An 18009-nucleotide genomic window follows, 5' to 3' on the forward strand; every position below is an offset into this window, starting at 1 on the left:
TCGGAAGGGCGAACCTTCGGACGGACGCCAAGACTCTTCGGAGACGCGGCGAACGGATGATGAAGGTTCCACTGGATGACCGCCAGGCACGGCGCGGAAGGCTCCCTCGTGGAGCACGATGTGAAATGCGGACGCGGGATGTCGAAGAAAACCAAAGTAGAATCCGCGGCGCGAGCCTAGGTTTCGAACCGGAAGGACGCGATATCGGGTCTGATTTATCTCTTCGGAGAAAAATCAAACCGGACGCCCGACGGAAATGCGACGATCTTCGGATCAGAACAAATCCATCCGTGGCGCAGTGGGAGCCGACAGCAATGTCGGCTCCCATTTTTCGTTGGGCGAGCGTGCTGCGGGGGCGTTTAACCCGCCGATGTCAGCCGCCGTTGAGGCTGTGCTCGAGCGTGATTTCGCAATTGAGAAGCTTCGACAGGGGGCAGTTGACCTTCGCCTCGGCGGCCGCCTTGGCGAAATCCTCGGCCGTAATGCCGTCGATCGTTGCGCTCAGCGTCAGCGCCGATTTCGTCACGCTGAACCCGTCACCCTCCTTGTCGAGGCTGACGACCGCCTTTGTCTCGAGCGTGCCGTCGCTATGGCCCGCCTTGGCGAGGCCAAAGCTCAATGCCATCGTGAAGCAGCTCGCATGCGCGGCTGCGATCAGCTCCTCGGGATTGGTCCCGGGCTTGTCCTCGAAGCGCGTCTGGAAACCATATGGCTGGTTATCGAGCGCGCCAGACTGGGTCGAGACATGGCCCTTGCCGTCCTTGCCGAGGCCTTCGTATCGGGCCGAGCCGCTCTTGTGGATCGTGCTCATCGTGCGAGCTGGCCGCGGATGGCGCCGCCCGGGTAATCGGCGGTGTGGACGTTGACATAATAATTCGACGGATCGGCGATGATCGACGCGGCGAGCGCCTTGTCGACGCTGAGGCACTCGGACGTGGCGCCGGCGGTCGGAGCCTTGAAGGTGACGACGGGCGGGCCTGAAACACCGGCAGCGCCGCGATGGAGATGCGCCGCGGTCGGCGTGCCGATCCGCTGGACGGTAATGTCGTAGCAGACGGTGTTGGTCGTTGCATCGGCGGTGATCTTGGCAGTGCCGGTGCCGTCGGGATCGCCCGGGCCGGGAACTTCCTGGTTGCCGACCATGGCGGTGTTCCAGCTTTCGCCGACGGTGCCGGCGATTGTCGCGCAGCCGGTGAGTCCGGCGAGGGCGAGAAGCGGAATGGCGAGTTTTGCGGTGGTGGAGGTTGCAGACATGACGGGGATCCTTTGAATGTTGCGTGACGGTAACGAGCGGAGGCGTCGAACGTTCCTGATTGCATTGACTGCCTTACAGGAGTAATACAGTTGCGAAGGAGACGACTCGTGAGTGATGACCCCGAAAAAATTGCCAAGAAAGCCCGCAAGGCGGCGAAAAAGATGCGCAAGGCGCGCGACGAACTGCGCGCGGCGAAGGCCGAGATGCGCGCTGCGCGGCGAAACGCGCGCGGCGGCGAGGATGACAGTCGGCGACCGCACCGCGGCAACGGGCCGCATATCCGCATCGAGATGGACGACAGCTTCAAGGAGTTCGAGATCCCCGAGGAACTGCGCCGCAAGGGGCGCGAATTTGCGCGGACGGTGACCGGGCCGCTGGTCCGCGACCTGGCTGCGGCGGGACTGATCGCGGCGGGCGCGGCAATGGCGGCGAAGGCGAGCAAGAAGAAGAAAGCGCCCGAAGCCGATGGCGATGGCGAAGCGCCCGATGTCGAGGCGGCGGCCGATGATGTGTCGAAGAGCGCCGACGAACTGGGCCAGGCGCTCAATGCGCTGGCGAATGCGGCGCTCGGCAAGTTCTTCGGACCGAAGGGCTTCACGACGCGGCATTGAGCGCGCCGCGCCGGGCGTATCCTAGCCCGCGGTAAGCGTGTCGAGCGAGGGTGCGGGGGCGGCGATAGCCGTGCTCGCGCCGCTGGACGTGCGAGGCGAAACGGGCTGGCCAAGGACGGGCACGACGATCGCGGCGCCGGTCGCGGCAAAGGCGATGAGCCCGACTGTCAGTCCGCTGATTTTCCGCATGCCGTGTCCTCCCTTGCTGCCCCGATAAAGCGTCGGGGTAAGCATCTGGTTACCGCCGAGCTACGTTCAAGGGGCGCGCCCGGATGCGGGGCGGACGCGGGCGGCAGGAACCGGCGCAGCGGGATGGGCGTTGACCCGGTGATCCTTGTCCCAAGCCCGCAGGAGCGCCCGCGATGACCGAACCGACCAAGACCCAAGATACCGACACCATCCCCACGCCGCACGGCATCGAGCCGGTCGAGAACCGCCCCGATGTCGGCACGACGACGCCCGACGCCTATCCCGACGACGAGGACGCCGGCCCCGGATCGGGCGGCGGCGGCAAGCCCGATTACGGATCGCCCAAACGCTGAGCTGCGGCGGGTTCTGGCCCGGCGGCAATCGGGGGCGGCGGCGGAGGTGACGCGGTGTCGGCGGAATCGCCTGGCTTTGCGATGTCGGCGCATGGGGTGACGTGCCCCTCCACCGCTTCGCGGTCCCGCTGATCGGAGAGATCGTCTGCGACTCCCCCGGTCCGGGGAGGAATTTGGGTTCCGTCCTCCTCCTCCTCGTCCTCCTCCTCATCCTCCTCGTCCTCGTCTTCGGCGGGGAGGCCGAAGGCGGCGCGGCGGAGCGATTCTAGGCGGGCGCGTTCGGCGCGGTCTTCGTCGTCTTCTTCCTCGACCGCGAACCGTTCGTCCCCGTCGAGGGTGCGCTGATAGTCGCAGTCGCCGTAGCGGCCGTCCTGCCGGCCATTGAAGTCCTCGGGCGGGGGGAAGTCGGTCCACCAATGGCCCTCGCTGTCCTGCCAGATCTCGTGCTCGTCCTCGTCGGCTTCGACGGGTGAAGCGGGGGCGGTTGCGGGGTCGGGGGCGGAATCGCCCGAAGCCTCCAAAGTCCTGACAAGTTCATGCAGTTCACACCGTCCAGGGACGGGTTCACGGGTGTGACCCTGGGTGTGACCTTCGGGGGTTTCGCCAGAGGCTCCTTCGACAGGCTCAGGATGAGCGCGGGAGGGGATGGCGTCGTCTTCGGCGGATGGCGCGTCGATCGTGTCGAGGAAGGCGTCCCAGTGTGCCATGAGGACCTTGTGCGGCGCGGGATCGACGGGGACGAACGAGACCGGCTCGGGCGCGGCGAGGCGATCGAGGCGGGTGAGCAGGCCCAATGCGAGGCGGTTGTCGGTGCGGTGACGCTCGGCGATCACCTCTCCGTTCTTGACGATGCGGTCGGCCTGGCCGCGCAGCGCGCGTTCGAGCAGCTCGTCGGCGAGGCGTTGGCGGGCGAGCGCCTGCGCGGCGACCCATGCCTCGGCAAAGACCGCGTCGCGGTTGCGCAGATTGTAGGCCGAGCGCGGGCTGATCGAGGCGGCGCGGCAGGCATCGGTGACGATGCCCGAGGCGGCCAGCGTCGCGAGGAAGACGCGCTTGCGCCGCGGGTTCCAGCCGCCGTCACGCGTGGCGGCATCGTTATCGGCATCGCGCAGCCCGGCATCGAACTGCCTGAGCCAGGGACGGACGAGCGCGTCGTCGGGGTCGGCGTAGTCCCCCTCCCGCAGGCGGGAGGGGTTAGGGGTGGGCAATTCAGTCGAAGCGAGTTCACCATCGTGCCCACCCCCGGCCCCTCCCGCCTGCGGGAGGGGAGAAGGAGCCTCGCCCGGTTGCGGGTGCCGCGCGAGGCGGATCGAGTCGCGCACGCCCGCCCAGTAGATATCGTATTCGCGGTCGGTCAGCCCCGCGGTGGGATCGTCGGGATCGCCCGACCCGGCCCAGCGATCGGGGGTGCGGCCATAGGCGTCGGTGGCTCCTCCTTCGCCAAAGGCTTCGGCGGATGAAGGGTCATCGGGGTCGGGCGCATCGGGTGCGGGGAGCGCGGCGAGGACCGGCGCGGCGTCGGGCGCGCGGTCGTCGTGGAGTGCGTCGGGAGTGTCGGCGCCGGGCGCGCCCTGGGGGAAAGTCTCGTGGTCCATCGATCCACCTCGCTATGCTGAGGAACAAAAGGGGACCGGATATATATGCCAGGGGGAAATGTGTAGGAAAGGGGGAAATTGGCTAGGCGGTTCTAATGCGCACCTTCGATATCTCCTCAGATAGTAAATAAGACGGAGTCCATTGTTTGATCGTTCGGATTGAAACCAGGCCGAGGCCCGTCGAAACCCTCATCTAGCGTTCGCAAGCCGGATATTTCATCAACCATAAAAGCACGAAACGACACTCCAGACCCACCAGAAAGTTGAAATGCACTTAATGTTAAATTACCCTTGCGATTAATTCCGACAAGATGGGGTTCGACAACCCTGCGCGAGCTTTTGTAATCGAATTCTATAACCGTACGAGCTTCAATAGCTTCGCGAATTTGTTCAAAAACTCCCATGAAAAATCGCCTCAACTATAGCGTCCAAAGTTACACTTTTAGCACCCGCTATACTACAAGTTTTTACTACTTGTGTCATCGCGGCTGGAACCTTTTTAACCCGAGACGCTTCCAATCCAAAATCGTGCGCAGCCTGTCCAACCGCTTTATCAAATTCCAGTTGGCCGACCTCCTCTTTAAGAACATTCTCCAAACATGATTCGAAACTTGCAAAATTAGACCCGACTATGGTTCTAATTCCTTGAGGGTCCTCTACCCCGCAGAGTTTTTGAATTTGGATGTTGGCATTAATTTTTTTCTCATGGTCGTTTTTCTTGTGACCATCAGAATCAAATACTACAAACGTTGGCACTCCGAGTTTGGAAAAAATTATCAGAGGTTTATCTAGATTTGTTTTCCCACCTACATCTAGTAGTGCGATTCCCTCAGCTTCAAAAGATAGATTTTTTACGGTAGCCGCTGCCCTAAGAGCAGCTACGTCGCTTACACCCTCCACGAGAACCACTTTTTTGGCAAAAAAACCCTCGGCAACTATCGAAGTCAGAGTGTGCAGTCTGACTTTAAGGGCTTCTACATTCAAACCCTTTTCAGGGGTATCGCTTATTTCCGCAAGGCTATCGACAACCTCTTGGTAAGTTACCTGCTTAACCTCGGAGACAGATCCACCATCTTCGTTAGAACCTCGGTGAATTACGCGAATTTCCTCGAAACGATCCGTGGACAAAAAGTGAGGAGAGTGTGAGCATAGTATTAATTGAACAGACTGAGTGCTGGAATGGGCATCCAAACTGCTCAAATTACGCAACACTTCGGCAAAATGCCGTTGCTTGGTAGGGTGCTGATAAAGTTCGGGTTCCTCTATCGCAAGAATTATTGAATGTGATTCCTGTTTCTCCTTGTCACCCAAGTCAGACTCAATAGAAACCTCATCCGCACTAGCGTGTAGCGCGATCGCCAGATGTTGAAGAATAGTAAATATAAATGCTCTTTGTAGTCCGTGTCCCTTACCTTCGACTGGTCCCGTATAACCTTGCTCTGTAAGTAGTGTTTCCGCTGTTGGCATAGGAAGTGGCAGTGGATCAACCTCCTTCCAATTTAAGGTTACTTCACTCTCACCATAAAAGCTTCTTAGAGTCTTTGTAAGACTTACGGACAGTTCACCAAGTTCACCGATCTTTTCAGGGGAAACAAGGTCCTTATAACGTTCATCAACTTCCTCTTGAAAGTCCTTAATCGCCTTCTTGGCTTGAACTACTGTCTTCACGTATAGCTCTAGAAGTTGCCCTAGAACCGCATTCTTATGATCTGCTGCATCAGCGGAGGCGTCTCGGACTGCCGGAATAAAAACAAACGATACAAATTTCTGTAGTCCACCGCGTGCAACGTTTGCGAAACCTTCAAATTGCCCATCGTCGCGAGCTAGATTACACTGATCTGGATGCGCCGCCTCCCAGTCCGCCATCGCTTGGGAAACATCTGCAATGCGAGTTTGCGGCTCTAACTCCGGATAGGCGTCTGAAGCAGCCAATGCGTTGAAAGCAGACTTCTGATCGTTGGCACCATCAATCTGCCGAATTTGTTCGAAGGCGCCATGGCGATATGCGAAACCAAAATATCGTCCGTTATCCCGGTTGCCTACATTACTGTGAAAGACGCGCACGATGCGCAGTGAATTGCCATGCACCCGCGTCGAATATCGTTCGAGCTCATCCTCTTGGAGGTTGTTAAAAGTAAGACCAATTTCAATTGGATCGGACACGTTTCTGTCGTGGAAATCCTCTAGGGATACGGCGGCGCTTTTTGCGAAGAACTTATCGATTCCCTTTAAAACACAGGACTTTCCGACGCCGTTTGAGCCAATCAACGTCGTGACGTCGTTGATCGAAATCTCAAGACTGGAGATCGCGCGATAATTATTAATTGAGATCGAGGCGAGCTTCATGCCGATATGTATAGAACGGAAATTGAAACTGGAAAGGTGGCATTGAGGTTGGCCCGCCGAAAGGCAACCATTCTAGGATGCCTTTTCGCTCAACCTTTCGAAGATGTTGAGGGCACTGGTGGCCATTCAGGCTAGCGTTTATCACCCCACCCGCAAAACCTTCGCCATCGCCTTGCCCCTGGCGAGTTCGTCGATGAGCTTGTCGAGGATGCGGATCTCTTTCATCAGCGGGTCGGGGACATCCTCTACGCGGACGCCGCAGACGGTGCCGGTGACGAGGCTGCGATCGGGGTTCATGCGCTGGTGAGATTGAGGATTGGGAGGCGCCGCGAGAATGCGCCGCCCAATCCATGTGGGTCAGCAGTAGTCGCTGGTTCCGAGCGCGACCCAGCGACCGTCGCGGCAGCGGTGATCACGCCCATTCACACAGGTCGTTTCGCCGTCATTGTACCAGCGGTCATGTGCCTGCATGTAGCATTGCGCGCCATTTATGTTCTCGGGGAGATTAGCGGCTTCTTCCTCAGAGATAATCGGGGACGTTTCAGGTTTTTCCATGACTATTCCTCTTTACCGTAGTGGACATATGAGCATGCCCGTTTGCGATAATAGCCTTAAGTAAGCATTCGCCAAGTGTTCAATTGACGACCTTATTTAATTTCGGCGTAATCCCGCCCGCAAAACCCTCTCCATCTCCTTGCCCTTGGCGAGTTCGTCGATGAGCTTATCGAGGATGCCGATGTCTTTCATCAGCGGGTCGGCGACGATCTCTACGCGGGCACCCTCACCCAGCTTCGACTAGGCAGCAAGCTGCCAAGTCTGCGCAACCCTCTCCCATCAAGGGAGAGGGACTGTTCTATTTCGCCGCTTCGAGCTGCCTTGCGCCCTGCTTGGCGAGCATGTCCTTCAAATAACCGCCGGTGAAGCTGCGCGGACTGGCGGCGACCTGTTCGGGGGTGCCTTCAGCGATGACTTCGCCACCCTTGACGCCGCCCTCTGGGCCAAGGTCGAGGATGTAGTCGGCGGTCTTGATGACGTCCAAGTTATGCTCGATGACGACGACCGTGTTCCCCTGTTCGACGAGTGCCTGGAGCACGCCCAACAGTTTCCGCACGTCCTCGAAGTGGAGGCCGGTGGTGGGTTCGTCGAGGATGTAGAGCGTCGAGCCGGTGGCGCGGCGGCTGAGTTCCTTGGCCAGCTTGACGCGCTGCGCCTCGCCCCCCGACAGCGTCGTCGCCTGCTGGCCGACCTTGACGTAGCCGAGGCCGACCTCTGCCAGCATCGCCATCTTGTCGCGGATCGGGGGGACCGCCTTGAAGAATTCGACCGCGTCCTCAACGGTCATGTCGAGCACGTCGGCGATGCTCTTGCCCTTGAACTTCACTTCCAACGTCTCACGATTGTAGCGTTTGCCGTGGCACGTTTCGCACGTCACGTAGACGTCGGGGAGGAAGTGCATCTCTATCTTGATCAGGCCGTCGCCCTTGCACGCCTCACACCGGCCGCCCTTGACGTTGAAGCTGAAGCGGCCCGGCTTGTAGCCGCGCGCCTGGGACTCGGGCAGGCCGGCGAACCAGTCGCGGATGTTGGTGAAGGCGCCGGTATAGGTCGCGGGGTTCGAACGAGGCGTGCGCCCGATCGGCGACTGGTCGATGTCGATGACCTTGTCGCAATATTCGAGGCCGGTGACCTTGTCATGCTGGCCCGCGATGATGCGGGCGCCGTTCAATTGGCGCGCGGCGGCGGCGTAGAGCGTGTCGATCGTGAAGCTCGACTTGCCGCTGCCCGAAACGCCGGTGACGCAGGTGAAGGTGCCGAGCGGGATCGACGCGGTGACGTTGGCAAGATTGTTTGCCCGCGCGCCGTGGACGGTGATCTTCTTGCCCGATCCCTTGCGGCGTTTGGCGGGAATCTCGATCTCGCGCGTGCCGTTGAGATAATCGGCGGTGAGCGAGTTCTTTGCCTTGAGGATCTGATTGAGCGTGCCCTTGGCGACGACCTCGCCGCCGTGGACGCCCGCGCCGGGGCCCATGTCGAGGATATAGTCGGCGGCGCGGATCGCGTCCTCGTCATGCTCGACGACGATGACGGTGTTGCCGAGATCGCGCAGGCGGCGGAGAGTGATCAGCAGACGGTCGTTGTCGCGCTGATGCAGGCCGATGCTCGGTTCATCCAATACGTACAAAACGCCTGACAATCCCGAACCTATCTGGCTCGCGAGGCGGATGCGCTGGCTCTCGCCGCCCGACAGCGTGCCCGAGGTGCGGTCGAGGTTGAGGTAGTCGAGGCCGACATTGTTGAGGAAGCCGATCCGCTCGACGATTTCCTTCAAGATAGGCGTGGCGATCTGCCGTTGCTGGACGGTGAGCGGGCTGTCGTCGGCCTGCAGCGCGGTGAAGTAGGCGAGCGCGTCGGTGACGCTGTACTGCGTCGGGGTGGCGATATCCTTGCCCGCGATCTTGACCGCGAGCGGCTCGGGGCGGAGGCGCTTGCCGTGGCACGTCTCGCACGGCTGCGCGGTCTGATACTTGCCGAGCTCCTCGCGCATCCACGCGCTCTCGGTCTGCAGCATGCGGCGATTGAGGTTGCCGATGACGCCCTCGAAGGGTTTGCGGACCGAGTAGGACTTGCGACCGTCCTTGAAGGTCAGCTCGACGGGACGCCCACGCGTGCCGTGGAGGATGACGTCCTGGTCGCTCGGGTCGAGCTGCTCCCACGGCGTTTCAAGGTCGAAGCCATAAGCGCGGCCGAGCGAGCTCAGCACCTGCATGTAATAGGGGCTGGGCGGGTTCGACTTGGCCCAGGGGACGACGGCGCCCTTCTTGAGGGTGAGATGTTCGTTGGGGACGACGAGCTGCGGGTCGAACTCGAGCCGCTCGCCAAGGCCGTCGCACGCGGGGCAGGCGCCCTGCGGTGCGTTGAAGCTGAACAGGCGCGGTTCGATCTCGGGGATCGTGAAGCCGCTGACCGGGCAGGCGAAACGCTGAGAAAAGACGATGCGGTTGGGCGGGAGGCCGGCGCCCTTCATCTTGCCCGGATCGCTCGCTTCATCCTCGCGGCCGGGGACGTTGCCGTCGGCGAGATCGACATAGGCGAGGCCGTCGGCGAGCTTCAGCGCGGTCTCGAAACTGTCGGCGAGGCGCGCCTGGAGGTCGTCACGCACCGCGATGCGATCAACCACCACCTCGATGTCGTGCTTGTATTTCTTGTCGAGCTTGGGCGCGTCCTCGATCGCGTAGAACTCGCCGTCGATGCGGACGCGCGTGAAGCCGTCCTTCTGCCACTGGGCGAGCTCCTTGCGGTACTCGCCCTTGCGGCCGCGCACGACGGGGGCGAGCAGATAGGCGCGCGTCCCCTCGGGCAGCGCCATGACGCGGTCGACCATGTCGGCGACCTGCTGCGCGGTGATCGGCTCTCCGGTCGCGGGCGAATAGGGAATGCCGACGCGAGCCCAGAGCAGGCGCATGTAATCGTAGATCTCGGTAACGGTGGCGACGGTCGAGCGGGGATTGCGGCTGGTCGTCTTCTGCTCGATCGAGATCGCTGGCGAGAGGCCGTCGATATGCTCGACATCGGGCTTCTGCATCATCTCGAGAAACTGGCGCGCGTACGCCGAGAGGCTCTCGACATAACGCCGCTGCCCCTCGGCATAGATGGTGTCGAAGGCGAGCGAGGATTTGCCCGATCCCGACAGGCCGGTGATGACGATCAGGCTGTCGCGCGGCAGGTCGACGTCGACGCCCTTGAGATTATGCTCGCGCGCGCCGCGGACGGAAATGTGGGTAAGGGCCATAGCCGGCGTGTTCCATATTTGTTCTATTTGCGCAAGGCGCGAAGGGGTTGATTGCTAGATAGGAAGCGGGCCGCGCGGGGCAAGGTGGCGAAGCCGGGGACCCGTTCAACCCAGCTTCAGCCCGGCTGGCTTATTGTCGCCCGCAACGAAACCTCTTATGCCGCCGGCAAGGCGCGCGCCCTGGCGTGCGCGGTGGTTCATGAACTATTGGGAGACGAACATGATGAAGACGGCACTTTGGCTGGGAGCGGCAACGGCCGCGCTGGCAGTAGCGGGCTGCACGACGACGGGCGACACCGGCGTTTACGGCGGCGTCGAGGGCGGCGCGACGACGACTGCATCGACCGACTGGATGACCCCGGTCCCCAAGGGCACGGGCGTCTTCGCCCAGGCCAGCACGCTGCCGTTCGAGGCCCCGCCGTTCGACAAGATCAGCGACGCCGATTACGCCCCGGCGTTCGAGCAGGGCATGGCGATCAACCTCGCCGAGATCCAGAACATCGCCAACAACCCGGCGGCGCCGACGTTCGACAACACGATCGCCGCGATGGAGAAATCGGGCCGGATGCTCGAGCGCGTGGCGCTGACCTTCTTCAACCTCCAGGGCGCCAACACCAACGACACGCTCGATGCGGTGGCGACCGAGATGAGCCCCAAGCTCGCCGCTCACAACGATGCGATCTACCTCAACGAAAAGCTCTTTGCGCGCGTCGATGCGCTCTACAAGCGGCGTGACGCGCTCGGCCTGACGCCCGAGCAGAAGCAGGTGCTGAGCCTCTATCACGACCAGTTCGTCCATGCCGGAACGCAGCTGAGCGGTCCCGACAAGGAAATCCTGAAGGACCTCAACGGCAAGCTGTCGAGCCTCGAGACGGCGTTCTCGCAGAAGCTCGTCGCGGCCGCCAAGGATGGCGCGCTGGTGATCGACAACAAGGCCGAGCTGGCCGGGTTCGACGCCGCGCAGATCGCGCAGGCCGCGTCGGAAGCCAAGGACCGCGGCATGCCGGGCAAGTACGTCCTGCCGCTGCAGAACACGACGCAGCAGCCCTACCAGACCAGCCTCAAGAACCGCGCGACGCGCAAGAAGCTGTTCGAGGCGAGCTGGAACCGTGCCGAGCGCGGCGACGCCAACGACACGCGCGACACGATCGAACAGATCGCGCTGCTGCGCGCGCAGAAGGCCAAGCTGCTCGGCTTCCCCGATTATGCGAGCTACACGCTGAACGACCAGATGGCCAAGACGCCCGCCGCGGCGATCGGCTTCATGCAAAAGCTCGCACCGGGTCTCGCCGCCGCGCAGAAGGCCGAAGCCGCCGAGATCCAGGCGGCGATGAAGGCCGACGGCGTCAAGGGCGACCTCCAGCCGTGGGATTGGCAGTATTATGCCAACAAGGTCTACCAGACCAAATACGCGATCAACCAGGACGAGGTGAAGCCGTATTTCGAGATCCACAAGGTGCTCGAGGACGGCGTGTTCTATGCCGCCAACCAGCTTTACGGCCTGACCTTCAAGAAGCGTACCGACCTGCCGGTCTACCAGCCCGACGTGATGGTCTATACCGTCTATGATGCCGACGGCTCCGAGCTGGGCCTGATGTATTTCGATTACTGGAAGCGCGACAACAAGCAGGGCGGCGCGTGGATGAACAATTTCGTCACCCAGTCGGACCTCAACGGGACCAAGCCGGTGATTTATAACGTCGGCAATTTCGCCAAGCCCGCCGACGGCCAGCCCGCGCTGATCACCTTCGACGACGCGACGACGATGTTCCACGAGTTCGGTCACGCGCTCCACGGCCTGTTCGCCGATTCGGTCTATCCCTATGTTTCGGGGACCAACACTGCGCGGGACTTCGTCGAATTCCCGTCGCAGTTCAACGAGCATTGGGCGAGCGACCCCAAGGTGTTCGCCAACTACGCCAAGCACTACAAGACCGGCGCGCCGATGCCCGCGCCGCTCGTCGCCAAGCTCAAGAAGGCGGCGAACTTCGGCAATGGCTATGGTGTCGGCGAGACGCTCGAGGCAGCCTTGCTCGACATGAAGTGGCACTCGCTGCCGGCCAGCGCGGGCAAGCAGGACGCCGACAGCTTCGAAGCCGCCGCGCTCGCCAGCCTGCCGCTCGATACCGCCGACGTGCCGCCGCGCTACCGGTCGAGCTATTTCCTCCACATCTGGGGCAATGGCTATGCGGCAGGCTATTACGCCTATCTGTGGACCAAGATGCTCGACGAGGACAGCTACGACTGGTTCGTCGCCAATGGCGGGATGACGCGCGCCAACGGCCAGCGCTATCGCGACATGATCCTGTCGCGCGGGCATGAGCTCGATTATGGCGAGATGTTCCGCGCCTTCTACGGCAAGGACCCCGACATCGCGCCGCTGCTGAAAGGGTACGGCATCGCGCCGGGCGCCGAGAGCAAGTGAGCTAGGCGCGCTCGCCCGGCGGCGACAGCGCCAGCCGGGCGAGCGCCAGTGCCGCGCCGATGACGACAAACAGCGCGGGAAAACCGCCGAGCACGCTGATCATGCGGATGCCGTCGAGGCCCTTGCCGCCGACGAGGATCACCGCGACGAGGCCGACCGCGACGCCCCAGACGATCTTGACGCCGAGCGGTGCCTCGGGCGTGTCGGGCGAGATACCGTGCGTGCTCAGCGCGCTCATCGCCGAGACGTTGCTGTCGGCAGCGGTGACGTAGCTCAGGAAAATCGCGACAATCAGGAATACCGCGGCGATGGCGCCACCGGGCAGCTGCGCAAACAGATTGTAGAGCACCGGGTCGGGACCCTGGCTGGTGAGGACCGCATTGAGCGCGCCGCCGCTCGACCGGTCGAGCGCGATCGTCGCGCCCGAAAAGACGACCATCCAGACACCGCCGAACAATGACGGCAGCAGCAGGTTGAAGCCGATGAAGGCCCGCACGGTGTAGCCCACCGCGAGGCGACCGAGGAACAGGGCGGTGACCGGCGCCCAGGCGAACCAGTTGGCCCAATAGGTGATCGTCCAGTCCTGCGCCCACTCGCGATCGACGCCCAGCGCCAGGTTGCGCGGCACGAATTGCGCGGCGTAGTCGCCAAGCCCGCTGCCGCCGAGGCGCAGCATCGCGAGGCTCGGTCCGGCGACAAAGACGAAGGCGATCAATCCGAAGAACAGCCAGATGTTGATCGCCGAGAGGCGCGCGATGCCGCGCTGCAGCCCGCTCGCGGCGGAGATGATGAAGGTGCCGACGATCGCGGCCGCAAGGCCCCAGCGCAGCGCATGGCCGCCAGCGAACCCGCCGATCCCCTCGATCCCGCCGGCGAGCGCGAGAATGCCCGCGCCGAGCGCGGCGGCCATCCCTGCGACGAGCGCGTAGAGGCAGACGATGTCGATGCCGGTGCCGATGTGTCCGTGCGCGCGCTGACCGAACAGCGGGACGAACAGCGACGACAGGCTGAACGGTTCGCCGTGATTGTAATAGACGAGCGCAAAGGCGAGCCCGGCGACGGTGTAGATGCCGTAGGGCGTCAGCGTCCAGTGGAGGAACATCGTCGCCATCGCGAAGCTCGCGGCGGCGGCGCTGCCCGGTTCGAAGCCGAGCGCGGGCGGCGGCGCGTTGAGATGGAACAGTGGCTCGGCGGTGCCCCAGAACAGGATGCCGGTGGCGATCGTGGTGCACAAGGTGACCGAAAACCAGCGCCAGCGCGACAGGATCGGCTTCGCGTCATCGCCGCCGATCCGCTTGCCGCCGAGCGGCGAGAGCGCGATGGCCGTTAGCAGGACGAGGAAGGCGAGGCCCGCGCCGGTGAACAGCCAGCCGAATCCGCCGACGATGCCGTCGCGCAGCGCGCCTTCGAACGCGAGGAAAGCATCGCCGCCGATCAGGCTGGCGGCGAGCGTCGCGGCAAGGACGGCCAGCGGCACGAAAAATACCGGACGGTTGAGTGATGTGTGCAAGCCTGCCCCCTGATGTCAGGACGGCAGGATGGCGGTCCGGGCGCTTGCGGTCAAATCGCGCGGCGCTCGGCTGGACTCATCAGTTTCGCGGCGGGGGCAGGGGGCCGGGAGCCGGTCGCGCGGGCTCGGGCGGCGGTGCGGGGCGGTGGATCGTCACGGGGTTCTGCATGCCCTGCGTCTGGACGACGGTGCGCGCGATCTGGCGCGCGGCCTGCGCCATGCGTTCGTCGCGCGCGGCGGTTTCCTCTGCGCGGGCGATCTCCTCGGGCGTCGGCACGGTCGAGAAGCGCGGCGCGGCGCGCGGGCTTTCGAGCGGGCGCTTGTCGCCCCAGCCTGTTTCGGGTGGCGGACGATCGAGGCTTTCGGAATATTCGGCCGCTTCGGGCGCGCCGCCGACAACGCGATCGCCGCGACCGACGCGAACGTCCGAGCGCGTCCGGCGCGGGTCGTTGAGATAGACCATGTCGTAACTGTCGCGGCAGCCGGGGCAGCGGTTCGCCATGTCAATTCCGCCGCCAGTCGCATCGGCATTGCCGCTGAAGCGGGTAAAGCTGCCTTGGTCGCCCCCGCTGCCCGGGCGATCGAAATTGGCGCGCGAGAGCGTAAAGCTCGCGGTTGCGCCGCCCGCGACGAGGCCCGCGACGAGCCCGATTGCGGTGATCCGTCCGAAGGTGAAGCGGCTGGCCATGCGCTTATAATGGCTGAGGATCGTTACCGTTCCGTCAAGGGGGGCACTTGGCGGAAGGTTGCCGCATCCAACCGCCCCTCTCCGCTGCGACTAGGCCGCTTTGCGGCCAAGTCTCGCTGCCTCTCCCCTGAAGGGGAGAGGGGCGGGGGCTCAGCCCAGCCGGTCGAGCGCGGCCTGGAGGCGTTCGGCTTCGGCCGATTTCTCGGCATGATCGGCGCGCGCCTTGTCGACTGCCTCGGGCTTGGCGCGCTCGACGAAGCTGGCGTTGGCGAGGCGGCCGGCGAGGCCGTCGCGGTCCTTGGTCGCGGCGGCGAGCGCCTTGGTCAGGCGGTCGCGTTCGGCGGCGAGGTCGATGACGCCTTCCAAGGGGATGCCGATCGTTTCACCTTCGACGACGAGCTGGATCGACGCACCTTCGGGGGCGGGATCGAACGAGATCGTTTCGAGGCGGGCAACGCGGCTCAGCGCCTGGCGCGAGGTTTCGACGCGCGCCCTGAGGCTGGCGGGGAAATGCGCGGTCAGCTTGGCCCCCGGCGCGAGGCCGAGTTCGGTCTTGGCCGAGCGGATTTCGCGGGTCAGCGCGATCAGCCAGTCGATCTCGGCGCTGGCGGCACCATCGACGCTGGCGTCGGGTGCGACCCATTTGGCGGTGATCAGGTCGTAGTGATCCCGGCCATTTTCTCCCTTGGCCATCGCATGCCACAGTTCCTCGGTGATGAAGGGCATGAAGGGGTGGAGCATGACGAGGATCTGGTCGAACGCCCAGCCGGCGACGGCCTTGGTCTCTTCCTGTTCCGCGCTCAGGCTGAGCTTGTCGAAGCCTCTATCGCCGCTCTCCGCTGACCCTTCGACAGGCTCAGGGTGAGCGGAGGGGGTGGGGGACGACAGGACCGGCTTGATCAGTTCAAGATACCAGTCGCAGAAGCGGTCCCAGGTGAAGTGGTAGATCGCGTTGGCAGCATCGTCGAAGCGGTAGGCAGCGAGCGCGGTCTCGATCCTGGTCGCGGTCTGGGCGACTTCGCCGATGATCCACTTGTTGACCGCGAGCGTGGCGGCGGGGGCGGCGATGTCGGTGCTCGAGCCGATGCCGTTGAACTCGCAGAAGCGCGCGGCGTTCCACAGCTTGGTCGCGAAGTTGCGATAGCCGGCGAGGCGTGCGTCATCCATCTTGATGTCGCGGCCCTGGCTCTCCATCGCGGCCATGAAGAAGCGCAGCGCGTCGGCACCATACTGATCGATCAGGCCGAGCGGATCGACGGTGTTGCCCTTCGATTTCGACATCTTCTGCCCGTCGGCGGCGCGGACGAGGCCGTGGAGGTAAAGCGTCTTCCACGGCGGCGTGCCGGTCAGCTCGATCCCCTGCATCAGCATCCGCGCATCCCAGAAGAACAGGATGTCGAAGCCCGAGATGAGGACGTCATTGGGATAGTGGCGCTGGACGAGATCGGTCTGCTCTGGCCAGCCGAGCGTGGCGAAGGGCCAGAGGGCGGAGGAGAACCAGGTGTCGAGGACGTCGGGGTCGTGGACAAGAACAATCTTGGATTTGTTAGTATTTTGGAATTCGATGTCCGTTGCGAATTTCGTATTCCACTTACGAAACTCGTCCCAACTATCCACAAAAACAGGTTCAGTACCTGCACCATAATATTCTGCGAGCTGCTCGCTAAGGTCATTGTCGTCAGCCGCAACGAAGACATGGTTTTCCATGCTGTCGAAAACGTTTCCGTAAAACGAGCCATCCCGTTTTTGTAGTCCATACCATGCGGGGATCCGGTGGCCCCACCAGAGCTGGCGCGAGATGCACCATGGCTGGATGTTCTCCATCCAGTGATAGAAGGTCTTTTCCCACGACTTGGGGACGATCTCGACCGCGCCCGACTTGACCGCTTCGATCGCGGGTTTTGCCAGCGTTTCGGCGTCGACATACCATTGGTCGGTCAGCCACGGTTCGATGACCTGGCCCGAGCGGTCGCCATAGGGCGTCTGGATCGTGCGCGGTTCGGCGTCGTGCTGCGCGCCGTCCTTGTCGATATGCGCGACGAGAAAGCCTTCGGCCTTCATCTGCGCGACGACCTTCGTGCGCGCGTCTTCGCGCGACAGGCCGAGATAGGCTTCGGGGATCAGCCCGTCGCTCGTCTGGACGACATTGGCGTCGCCATCGAGCATGTTGAGCATGTCGCCCGCCGCGATGCCGGCGCGCTTGCCGACTTCGAAATCGTTGAAGTCGTGGCCCGGGGTGATCTTGACCGCGCCCGAGCCGAGTTCGGGATCGGCGTGTTCGTCGGCGACGATCGGGATTTCACGTCCGGTGATCGGCAGGCGCACGGTCTTGCCGACCCAGTCACGATAGCGCTCATCGTCGGGATGGACCGCGACCGCCATGTCGGCGAGCATCGTTTCGGGGCGGGTGGTGGCGACGTTGATCGAACCGCTGCCGTCGGCGAGCGGGTACTGGAAATGCCAGAAATGCCCCTTGGTCTCACGCGTTTCGACTTCGAGGTCCGAAATCGCGGTCTTGAGGCCGGGGTCCCAGTTGACGAGGCGTTTGTCGCGGTAGATCAGCCCCTTGGCGTGGAGGTCGACGAAGACTTTCGTGACCGCGGCAGTGAAATGCGGGTCCATCGTGAACTGTTCGCGCGACCAGTCCATCGAGCAGCCGAGGCGGCGCAGCTGCTGGGTGATCGTGCCGCCGCTCTCGTGCTTCCATTCCCACACCTTGGCGACGAATTCCTCGCGGGTGAAGTCGGTGCGCTTCTGCTGGTGCTGCGCCATCTGGCGTTCGACGACCATCTGGGTCGCAATGCCCGCGTGATCGGTGCCGACGACCCACAGCGCGTCCTTGCCGCGCAGCCGTTCGTAGCGGACGAGGATATCCTGCAGCGTGTTGTCGAGCGCGTGACCGATGTGGAGCGAGCCGGTGACGTTGGGCGGCGGATTGACGATCGTGAAGGGCTCGGCATCGGGGCGGTCGGGACGGAACGATCCGTTCTCCTCCCAGTGCGCGTACCAGCGCGCCTCGATCGCGGCGGGGTCGAAGGTCTTGGGGAGCGATTGCTGCGGTGCGTCATCCATGTCGGCGGCTTTGCCAGCGGGGGGCTGGGGATTCAAGCGTTGGCGTTTAGCCGCGTTCCCCTCATCCAGCTCCGGCTAGGCAGCAAGCTGCCAAGCCTCCACATCCTTCTCCCGCCTGCGGGAGAAGGATACGAAGACTGCGAGCGAAGCGAGCTAGTCGAAGTTGGATGAGGGG

16 protein-coding genes are annotated in these 18009 nt (G+C 63.0%); 3 read left to right on the forward strand and 13 right to left on the reverse strand.

Annotated features, from left to right (window positions below; genetic code table 11):
• Positions 1-373 precede the first annotated feature (373 nt).
• Positions 374-811, reverse strand: coding sequence for an OsmC family protein (locus FSZ31_RS04750; protein WP_147121869.1), 438 nt, complete (start codon positions 809-811; stop codon positions 374-376).
• Positions 808-1254: a CHRD domain-containing protein gene (locus FSZ31_RS12800; protein ID WP_161595948.1), complete on the reverse strand. Its 447-nt coding sequence runs from the start codon at positions 1252-1254 to the stop codon at positions 808-810. Before FSZ31_RS12800 ends, FSZ31_RS04750 begins: the two co-directional genes overlap by 4 nt.
• A 108-nt stretch (positions 1255-1362) precedes the next feature.
• On the opposite strand from FSZ31_RS12800, the gene FSZ31_RS12805 reads away from it, so the two are divergent.
• Positions 1363-1866 (forward strand): hypothetical protein, encoded by a 504-nt coding sequence (locus FSZ31_RS12805; RefSeq protein ID WP_161595949.1) that lies wholly within the window; start codon positions 1363-1365, stop codon positions 1864-1866.
• A 21-nt stretch (positions 1867-1887) separates the two neighbouring features.
• Here FSZ31_RS12805 and FSZ31_RS12810 read toward each other — a convergent pair whose 3' ends face one another.
• The gene (locus tag FSZ31_RS12810) at positions 1888-2055 is read right to left on the reverse strand and encodes a hypothetical protein (protein ID WP_161595950.1); all 168 of its coding nucleotides are present in this window, start codon (positions 2053-2055) and stop codon (positions 1888-1890) included.
• A gap of 173 nt (positions 2056-2228) precedes the next feature.
• On the opposite strand from FSZ31_RS12810, the gene FSZ31_RS04760 reads away from it, so the two are divergent.
• Positions 2229-2408 carry a hypothetical protein gene (locus FSZ31_RS04760; RefSeq protein WP_147121871.1) on the forward strand — a complete coding sequence of 60 codons (180 nt, stop codon included), beginning with the start codon at positions 2229-2231 and terminating at the stop codon, positions 2406-2408.
• Here the strand turns inward: FSZ31_RS04760 and FSZ31_RS04765 are convergent.
• The 7 genes from FSZ31_RS04765 to uvrA form a co-directional block, all read right to left on the reverse strand.
• Positions 2387-4003, reverse strand: coding sequence for a hypothetical protein (locus FSZ31_RS04765; protein ID WP_147121872.1), 1617 nt, complete (start codon positions 4001-4003; stop codon positions 2387-2389). The two genes, FSZ31_RS04760 and FSZ31_RS04765, sit on opposite strands and share 22 nt — an antisense overlap.
• A 116-nt stretch (positions 4004-4119) precedes the next feature.
• Positions 4120-4407, reverse strand: coding sequence for a WYL domain-containing protein (locus FSZ31_RS04770; RefSeq protein WP_147121873.1), 288 nt, complete (start codon positions 4405-4407; stop codon positions 4120-4122).
• Positions 4394-6349, reverse strand: coding sequence for an ATP-dependent nuclease (locus tag FSZ31_RS04775; RefSeq protein ID WP_147121874.1), 1956 nt, complete (start codon positions 6347-6349; stop codon positions 4394-4396). Before FSZ31_RS04775 ends, FSZ31_RS04770 begins: the two co-directional genes overlap by 14 nt.
• 141 nt (positions 6350-6490) lie before the next feature.
• Positions 6491-6646: a DUF2200 family protein gene (locus tag FSZ31_RS04780; protein WP_147121875.1), complete on the reverse strand. Its 156-nt coding sequence runs from the start codon at positions 6644-6646 to the stop codon at positions 6491-6493.
• Positions 6647-6706: 60 nt separating this feature from the next.
• Positions 6707-6904, reverse strand: a complete 198-nt coding sequence (locus FSZ31_RS04785) for a hypothetical protein (protein ID WP_147121876.1) — start codon at positions 6902-6904, stop codon at positions 6707-6709.
• Positions 6905-7000: 96 nt separating this feature from the next.
• Positions 7001-7138, reverse strand: a complete 138-nt coding sequence (locus FSZ31_RS04790) for a DUF2200 family protein (protein WP_268934262.1) — start codon at positions 7136-7138, stop codon at positions 7001-7003.
• A gap of 64 nt (positions 7139-7202) precedes the next feature.
• A complete protein-coding gene (uvrA, locus tag FSZ31_RS04795; RefSeq protein WP_147121878.1) occupies positions 7203-10139 on the reverse strand; it encodes an excinuclease ABC subunit UvrA in 2937 nt (978 codons plus the stop codon).
• A gap of 220 nt (positions 10140-10359) precedes the next feature.
• Between uvrA and FSZ31_RS04800 the strand changes: the two genes are divergently transcribed.
• Positions 10360-12564 carry a M3 family metallopeptidase gene (locus FSZ31_RS04800; RefSeq protein WP_147121879.1) on the forward strand — a complete coding sequence of 735 codons (2205 nt, stop codon included), beginning with the start codon at positions 10360-10362 and terminating at the stop codon, positions 12562-12564.
• A gap of 1 nt (position 12565) precedes the next feature.
• On the opposite strand, the gene FSZ31_RS04805 is transcribed toward FSZ31_RS04800, so the two are convergent.
• The 3 genes from FSZ31_RS04805 to FSZ31_RS04815 form a co-directional block, all read right to left on the reverse strand.
• On the reverse strand, positions 12566-14074 hold the full coding sequence (locus FSZ31_RS04805; RefSeq protein WP_147121880.1) for a BCCT family transporter: 1509 nt from the start codon (positions 14072-14074) through the stop codon (positions 12566-12568).
• Positions 14075-14153: 79 nt separating this feature from the next.
• Entirely contained in the window at positions 14154-14762 is a 609-nt protein-coding gene (locus tag FSZ31_RS04810) for a hypothetical protein (protein WP_147121881.1), read from the reverse strand.
• Positions 14763-14912: 150 nt separating this feature from the next.
• Positions 14913-17834, reverse strand: coding sequence for a valine--tRNA ligase (locus FSZ31_RS04815; protein WP_147121882.1), 2922 nt, complete (start codon positions 17832-17834; stop codon positions 14913-14915).
• Positions 17835-18009: the final 175 nt, after the last annotated feature.

It is taken from the genome of Flavisphingopyxis soli, from assembly GCF_007995095.1.
GTDB lineage: Bacteria > Pseudomonadota > Alphaproteobacteria > Sphingomonadales > Sphingomonadaceae > Flavisphingopyxis > Flavisphingopyxis soli.